This is a genomic window from Blautia sp. HCP3S3_C12 (assembly GCF_052064155.1).
Classification (GTDB): domain Bacteria; phylum Bacillota; class Clostridia; order Lachnospirales; family Lachnospiraceae; genus Blautia_A.
Window position 1 is genome coordinate 1 of sequence record NZ_JBQHWC010000037.1, and the last position, 2,591, is coordinate 2,591.

Annotated in this window: 3 protein-coding genes and 1 pseudogene; 3 read left to right on the top strand and 1 reads right to left on the bottom strand. The window is 34.0% G+C overall.

Annotation, left to right across the window (positions count from 1 at the left end; all coding sequences use genetic code 11):
* The first annotated feature begins 682 nt into the window (after positions 1-682).
* From ACTNDS_RS16540 to ACTNDS_RS16550, 3 genes are all read left to right on the top strand, one after another.
* A complete protein-coding gene (locus ACTNDS_RS16540; protein ID WP_072521458.1) occupies positions 683-1,099 on the top strand; it encodes a YjdF family protein in 417 nt (138 codons plus the stop codon).
* 221 nt (positions 1,100-1,320) lie between these two features.
* Entirely contained in the window at positions 1,321-1,518 is a 198-nt protein-coding gene (locus tag ACTNDS_RS16545; RefSeq protein ID WP_441036850.1) for a hypothetical protein, read from the top strand.
* A 43-nt stretch (positions 1,519-1,561) separates the two neighbouring features.
* Entirely contained in the window at positions 1,562-1,963 is a 402-nt protein-coding gene (locus ACTNDS_RS16550; protein WP_055053541.1) for a DUF6483 family protein, read from the top strand.
* Between the two features lie 143 nt (positions 1,964-2,106).
* Here the strand turns inward: ACTNDS_RS16550 and ACTNDS_RS16555 are convergent.
* Positions 2,107-2,502: pseudogene (locus ACTNDS_RS16555) on the bottom strand (MobQ family relaxase); the annotation flags it as partial.
* Between the last annotated feature and the right edge of the window lie 89 nt (positions 2,503-2,591).

Here is a 2,591-nt window from a genome sequence, read left to right on the forward strand (position 1 = left end):
TTCATAACAACCATCCTTTCGTTGATGAGAATAGTATATCACATATTTAGTTTAAAATATATGGTACTTATTTAATTTATGTTATACTAGTGGGTTTATCCTTTAACAATGGAAATTGGATGTACATCTGTACAACTTTAAAAATTTGGACACTTGCAACGGTTGTTCTATATCCTCTTGCAGGTATTATAATAATCAATTGTCTCAATATAGCTTTATGGGATATTTTAAATAAAATTTTCTTAATTATGATATTAGGTGGTATGGTAGTTTCGATTTACATTATCGGGAAAAAATACGAATAATTAAATTTTCGATTACCGTTATGGATAGTACTAATTTACAACATTCTTCACGGGAAATATGGCATGCAGCAGAAGAGATTGTGTCAAAAGAATTAGTGTATATTTAAAGTGTGGAAAGCTCCTTCGGGAGCTTTTTGCTGATTATAAAGAAAGTATATAGAAAATACATTAATCATGTGGTATGATTTGAACTGAAGTTACAGAATTACGTTAATCGTGCCATATGGTTTGATTATAAAAGCAAAGATAAAAACGCAACGTACATCTTTGATGTGCCAGAGCCGGTAGGTAGCCCGGCCGTCCTATATAAATAGGGTAAGTAACCTGCCCCTCCGGGTTGTCCATTCTTTGTTCAATCAATTTTAGGAGGGATTCTTATGGACAAAGTAAATGGAAAGCTGACAGTATTTTTTGAAGAGCCGTTTTGGGTGGGAATCTTTGAACGCATCGAAGATGGTAAATTATCTGTGGCAAAGGTAACATTTGGTGCAGAGCCAAAAGATTATGAAGTACAGGAATATATTCAAAAGTGCTATTTCAGTTTGAAATTCAGTCCGGTTGTTGAAACTGTTGTAAAGGATATCAAAAGAAATCCGAAACGGATGCAGCGGGAAGCAAAGAAACAGATGCTGGAAATAGGCATTGGTACAAAATCGCAACAGGCGTTGAAATTACAGCAGGAACAGAACAAGCAGGAACGCAAAGAGAAAAGACGCAAGAAAAAAGAGGCAGAAGAGCAGCGAATGTTTGAACTGAAACAGCGAAAGAAAAGAGAAAAGCGTAAGGGACATTAAAGTCCCTTGGGCTTTTACTCAAATCGGGATAATTGTTGAATGAGATTTTTGAGATTACCGAGGGAACAGTATGAAAAAATGCAAATACTGTGGCAAAGAGCTAAATGACTATTCTGAATTTTGTAACAGTGAATGTGAAAATTGTTATGAAAAGATGGTGTATAAAGACAGCCATAAAATTAAGTATTTTACCTTAGTATTATTGGGGGGGCTTTTGGGTTATGTTTTATGGCATTATTTCTAACAATAACGTTTTCATAATAGGAATTGGAATTACGACAATGGGCATAGATATCGTTTTACTACCATTTGCTACTCCTGAAACAAATGCTCTTTTAGGATACCGGAAGTCAAAACTTCTAGGAAGAATGTTGGGTATATTACTTATAGCAGTTGGAATATGGGTGGGATTTATTTGATGATAAAGTCCATTTACAGAAATTGATGTTTGGGGTGATGAAAATGTACTTCACAGATGAGAAAGATTACATTATGCGAATGATAAAAGAAATGGTAAGGGTATTATTTTCTTTAGTATTTGGGAAAAAATATGTTTCTGTTGAGCTTGAAAAAGAAAATAAATATGAAGTATCAGGAAAAAAACTGAAAAGTTTTTTGGATATGATTGATTTAGGACAAATTAATGAAGCAGAAAACATACTTTTAGATAACATTGATTATACAAATAAAGAGGAGGTAATGGCAGCTGCTCTTTTTTACCAATACCTTAGTGAGAAGGATAATGAATTCTTGGAGAACAATAATTATACAAAAGAAGAAGTACTTTCAGGATTTAAACAATTACTTATACAGTCTGGATATAAGGAGTTGTTTTATTTGATCAAAGATGATAATGAATGGTAATATAATTTTAGTCAACTTTTAGACAACTTACAGAGCGGAATATAAAATTGGCGTATGGAAGTTTTGATTTCCATACGCCTTTTTGAAAGGAGTTTATTTTTGAACAAGAGATTTGTAAGAGTATATTATCTACTCGAAGATGATTACAATTCCATATCATAGGACTTTTTCTTAGCCCAAGCAGGCTGATTTCGCCGCATCTCCTGTTTCCTCTGACATTCAAGTTCCCAGGCACGATGGGAGAAGACATCAGGATCTTCAACATTCAGATAATCCACTTCATTGGCGGCAATATCACGGCGGTGATAGTCATAATATTTACCAAAAGTTCCTTTAAGCTGTTCAATCAGCTTATCCCGGAAAGCAGGACGTATCTGGATTCTGGTATCCAACAATTCTGTGTATTGTTCCGGATCAGGATGAAATTTTTCTTCTCGGAAAGCAGCGGCGTCTTTTTTAAGCTGCTTTTTAAGGGAGATGTCCTGAGAATCCAGGATATCAAGATTGCTATTCATCTGGTCATATTTTTTGGATAGATTGAGGGTGTAAAAATTCTTGTGTCTATGGAAAGTAAATCTTTCTGATAAGAAATAGATATGTAAAATTTTGCTGTCGAATTAATGATTAT

Excerpts from the sequence above, each read along its gene's own strand:
- ACTNDS_RS16540 (WP_072521458.1), top strand. The coding sequence starts at position 683 with ATGGACAAAGTAAATGGAAAGCTGACAGTATTTTTTGAAGAGCCGTTT.
- ACTNDS_RS16545 (WP_441036850.1), top strand. The coding sequence starts at position 1,321 with ATGTTTTATGGCATTATTTCTAACAATAACGTTTTCATAATAGGAATT.
- ACTNDS_RS16550 (WP_055053541.1), top strand. The coding sequence starts at position 1,562 with ATGTACTTCACAGATGAGAAAGATTACATTATGCGAATGATAAAAGAA.